This is a genomic window from Streptomyces sp. NPDC057638 (genome assembly GCF_042800315.1).
Classification (GTDB): Bacteria; Actinomycetota; Actinomycetes; order Streptomycetales; family Streptomycetaceae; genus Streptomyces.
This window is the reverse complement of record NZ_JBHVHF010000459.1, coordinates 1-4436: the sequence shown is the minus strand read 5'-3', so window position 1 is coordinate 4436 and position 4436 is coordinate 1. Positions and strand designations below refer to the sequence as shown.

5 protein-coding genes are annotated in these 4436 nt (G+C 71.4%); all 5 read right to left on the bottom strand.

The genetic code is table 11. The features are described 5' to 3' along the window. Nucleotides 1-35: 35 nt before the first annotated feature. Nucleotides 36-905, bottom strand: a complete 870-nt coding sequence (mutM, locus tag ACFVIM_RS33205; protein WP_384309507.1) for a bifunctional DNA-formamidopyrimidine glycosylase/DNA-(apurinic or apyrimidinic site) lyase — start codon at nucleotides 903-905, stop codon at nucleotides 36-38. A gap of 171 nt (nucleotides 906-1076) precedes the next feature. Continuing rightward, nucleotides 1077-1901 carry a ribonuclease III gene (rnc, locus tag ACFVIM_RS33200; RefSeq protein WP_384309504.1) on the bottom strand — a complete coding sequence of 275 codons (825 nt, stop codon included), beginning with the start codon at nucleotides 1899-1901 and terminating at the stop codon, nucleotides 1077-1079. Nucleotides 1902-1920: 19 nt separating this feature from the next. Then, entirely contained in the window at nucleotides 1921-2094 is a 174-nt protein-coding gene (rpmF, locus tag ACFVIM_RS33195; protein WP_003957604.1) for a 50S ribosomal protein L32, read from the bottom strand. 2 nt (nucleotides 2095-2096) lie between these two features. Next, nucleotides 2097-2735 (bottom strand): YceD family protein, encoded by a 639-nt coding sequence (locus tag ACFVIM_RS33190; RefSeq protein ID WP_384309514.1) that lies wholly within the window; start codon nucleotides 2733-2735, stop codon nucleotides 2097-2099. 274 nt (nucleotides 2736-3009) lie between these two features. After that, entirely contained in the window at nucleotides 3010-4242 is a 1233-nt protein-coding gene (locus tag ACFVIM_RS33185) for a cell division initiation protein (protein WP_384309511.1), read from the bottom strand. Nucleotides 4243-4436 lie beyond the last annotated feature (194 nt).

Here is a 4436-nt window from a genome sequence, read left to right as displayed (position 1 = left end):
GGCTCGCCCCCTCACCCGTCCCCACGGACGTATGGTCAGCCCGCCGGGCGGGTGGGGCGGGGCGGGCGCTGGCAGCGGGGGCAGAAGTAGCTGGAGCGGTTCATCCAGGGGCGGCGGCGCATCGGAGTGCCGCAGCGGCGGCAGGGCTCGTCCTCCCGACCGTAGGCGTCCAGGGAGCGGTCGAAGTAGCCGGACTCGCCGTTGACGTTCACATAGAGGCTGTCGAAGCTGGTGCCACCGACCGCAAGCGCCGCGTTCATGACATCTCGAACATGGCCGAGGAGCTCCACGGATCGCGCGCGGGGCAGCCCCGTCGCCGGGCGCTCGTAGTGCAGCCGGGCGCGCCACAGGGCCTCATCCGCGTAGATGTTGCCGACGCCGCTGATCAGCGACTGGTCCAGCAGGGCGCGCTTGACCGTGGTGCGCCGCAGCCGCAGCGCCGTGTGGAAGGCATCGTCGTCGAAGGCCGGGTCCAGCGGGTCCCGGGCGATATGCGCGATGACCTCGGGCAGCCCGTCGGGGGTGTCGTCGTGCACCGAGAGCCCGCCGAAGGTCCGCTGGTCCACGAAGCGCAGCTCGGTGCCGATGCCGTCGTCGAAACGCAGCCGGATCCGCAGATGCCGCTCGTCGGCGGCGCCCTCCGGCTGGACCAGCAGCTGACCGCTCATCCCGAGATGGCCGAGAACCGAGCTGCCGGTGTCGGCGAGCGGCAGCCAGAGGTACTTCCCCCGGCGGCGGGCGATCCCCACGCTGTGCCCCTTGAGCCGGGCGGTGAAGTCGTCGGGTCCCGCGAGATGGCGGCGGACCGCGCGAGGGTGCAGCACCTGCACATCGGCGATCGTCCGTCCGCTGACCCACCGCTGGAGTCCGCGGCGGACGACTTCGACCTCGGGCAGCTCGGGCACGAGCCTCCTTCCGGAAACGCTCACGGTGACGTGCGCAGCGTACCTCCCGAAAGTGTGGACGCAGGCGCCGAGGCCCTGTCCTTCACCGGTACCCACGGCGAAGCCCCGCCCTCCGCCGGATCCATGGGTCCGATGGAGAACGGGGCCGATGACCTGCCCCCGGTCCGTGCGCTAAGACGCGGCCGGAGAGGTCTGCTCGGTCGGCTCGGCGGGGCTGTCGGCGGACTGGTCAGCGTCCCCCGTCTCGCTCGCCTCGGCACGGGCGTCGGCGGCGGCACGGATCTCCCGCCACGCGGACTCCGCCGCCTGCTGTTCCGCTTCCTTCTTGCTGCGGCCGGTACCGGTGCCGTACGAGACACCACCGACGCGGGCGGCAGCAGTGAAGGTCTTCTCGTGGTCCGGACCCGTCTCCGTGACGAGGTACTCCGGCACCCCGAGCCCCTCGGCCGCCGTCAGCTCCTGGAGACTGGTCTTCCAGTCCAGGCCCGCGCCGAGGTTGGAGGACTTCTCGATCAGCGGGTCGAAGAGCCGGTGTACCAGCTCGGACGCCGCTTCGAGGCCCTGGTCGAGATAGACCGCGCCGATCACCGCTTCCAGGGTGTCGGCGAGGATGGACGCCTTGTCCCGGCCGCCTGTACCCTCCTCGCCCCGGCCCAGCCGGACGAAGGAACCCAGCTCCAGGCCCCGGCCGACCCCGGCCAGCGCACGCGCGTTCACCACGGCCGCCCGGAGCTTGGCCAGCTGGCCCTCCGGCAGATCGGGGTGGGTGCGGTAGAGGGTGTCGGTGACCACCAGTCCGAGGACGGCGTCACCGAGGAACTCCAGCCGCTCGTTGGTGGGCAGTCCACCGTTCTCATACGCGTAGGAGCGATGGGTCAGCGCACGCACCAGAAGGGCGGACTCGACGTGATAGCCGAGCCGCCCTTCCAGAAGCGTGTGGGACGAGGCTGCGTTGACGTTGTCCGCCGTTTTCTTGGCGTTGGACAGCTCAGACATCTGGCCTCTCACCAGCCACTCAGACCGCGAGGACCTGGCGCTTGTTGTAGGTGCCACAGCTGGGGCACGCGATGTGCTGCTGCTTGGGCTCCTGGCAACGCTCACACGAAACCAGGGTGGGGACCGCAGCCTTCCACTGCGACCGGCGGTGGCGCGTGTTGCTGCGCGACATCTTCCGCTTCGGAACAGCCACGGCTACTTCTCCTGCTTCTCGTCGACGCCCGCATCGGCGCCGCCCATGTTGTCCTTCTCGTCGTCCTTGACGGTTTCGACGAGTCCTTGCAGTGCCGCCCAACGGATGTCGACGGCGTCGTGGTGGTGGCCGGGATCGTCATCGAGCCGGATTCCGCACTCAGCGCAGAGACCGGCACAGTCCTCCTGGCACACCGGCTGCATCGGCAGTGCGAGCACCACCGCGTCACGCAGCGCGGGTTCGAGGTCGATCAGGCCGTCCTCGATATAGACGACATCCTCGTCCTCGGCGTCGTCGCCGGGCTCCGCCGTCTTGGCGCGCCCCCGGTCATCGGCGTCGGGGTACGAGAACATCTCCTGGAAGTCCGCCGCGACATCAAGGCGCAGCGGCTCCAGACACCTTACGCACTCCCCCTGGGCGGCGGCATGGGCGGTGCCTGTGACAAGCACCCCTTCCATGACCGACTCCAGGCGGAGCGCCAGCTCCAGCTCCGCGTCCTCCGGGACCGTGATGACGTCCGCGACACCGAAATCCTTCGGCGCGGAGACGGTACGGGAGATCCGCTGGAGCGCACCGGGACGCCGACCCAGCTCGTGCGTGTCGAACACGAGGGGGTTGCGGTGGTCGAGGCGGGCGTTCAGGGCTCTTCCTGCTTTCAGGTCATGATCAGCGGGTGATCAGTCGGAGGGGGAGGCCACCGTCCCCGACGAGGTCAGGGGAGAGCGGGCAGCCGGGATCGCGAGAGTACGCGCGACCGAAGAGCCAGGATACTGGACGGGTCGCCAGGGGCCCAATCCGGCCTCGGCGGACTCCCGGGTGGCCGGGTCCTACCGGGGCCGACGGGGGATGCCGGAGCGCTCGGCGGAGCGGGATCCGGGCCATCCGGCCCGTGTGCCGTCGGCGGCCCGGCGTCCGTCAGCGTCCCTGCTCATAGCGGCGCAGCTGCTCCAGGTCGATCATGCCCGTGTCGAAGAAGCTGGTCTCGTCGAGCGCGGGAGCGCCCTGCTGTGGGCGCTCGGCCCGGGCGGGCTGGTACCCGTACGCCTCCGGGGCGGCGGGGGCCGCGTAGGGGTCGTAGCCCTGCGGCTGCGCCGGGTAACCGCCCTGGTGATCCACCGGGGACGGGTAGGACGGCTGGTGCTGCCCGTGGTGCTGGTGCCCGTGCTGGTGGGGCATGGGCTCCTGTGGATAGCCCGCGTACGGGTCCTGCTGGTAAGCCGCGTACCCCTGCTGCTGGTACCCGGCGAAGGGGTCGGGCACCGGCTCGGGCATCGGATATCCATGCTGCTGGGCGCCGCCCTGGTCGAGCGGGGACGGGGATACGGAGGGGACCGGGCCCGGCGCGACGGGCGCGGCCCGCTCCGGCGCGGGCGCCGGGGTCCGGGCGGCATCGGCCGGGTTCCGGGACGGCTCGGGGTCGGCCAGCTCGGCGAGACCGGCCAGATACTCCGCGTCCGTGGTGTGGCGCCGGCCCGTGGCGCCCGCCGCGTCCTGGGCGGCCATATGGTCACCAAGGGCGTCGTCCGTGGCGCCCTGGAGCTTGCTGCGGCCCCGGCCGACGGCCTCCAGGGTCTTGGCGAGCACCGCCTCGAAGGCGCCGAGCTTGGCCTCCACATAGCCATCGGCACGGTGGACGAGGGTGGCGGGATCCGGGCTGTACTCGGGGGCGTCCGCGTCGGGGAGGCCGTCCGCGTCCAACCCGGGGCCCCGGCCCAGCAGCTTCTCGCGCCCCCGCTCGACCGAACCGATCGTCTTGGCGAGGACCACCTCGAAGTTGGCGAGCTGGGAGTCGACGTACTCGTCGGCCTCGGCCCGGATCCGCTCGGCCTCCCGGCGGGCGTCGGCGAGGATGCGGTCGGCCTCGTCCTGGGACTGGCGGGCGACCTGGGTGTCGGAGACCAGAGAGCCGCGCTCGGCGTGGGCGCCCTCGATGATCCGCTCGGCCTCCTGGCGGGCGGCGGCGACCAGCCGCTCCCGGCCGCCGATCAGCTCCTGGGCCTGGGCCAGCGAACCCGGCAGGGCCTGGCGTACCTCGCCGAGCATGTCGAGCAGCTCGGCCCGGTTGACCACACAGGACGCCGACATGGGCATGGACCGGGCGCCCCCGACCGCCGCGACGATCTCATCGAGCTTCTTCTGCACGTCCACGGTGTCCGCCACTCTCCGCCGGATAGTCGTCGGCGCCGGGACCCCCCGTACACCGTCCGTCACAGACCCGTCCGGCTCGGCCGAGCCGGACGGGAAGACTGTACGGCGGCGGAGGGCGGGGGGGGGCGGGGGCGTATAAAAAACAGAAGCCAGTCGCTTATAAACAACTGACGCTGCCCACGACGCGTAGAGTG

Bases quoted from the DNA above. Each gene is read 5' to 3' on its own strand.
- rnc (WP_384309504.1), bottom strand. From the start codon at position 1,901: ATGTCTGAGCTGTCCAACGCCAAGAAAACGGCGGACAACGTCAACGCA.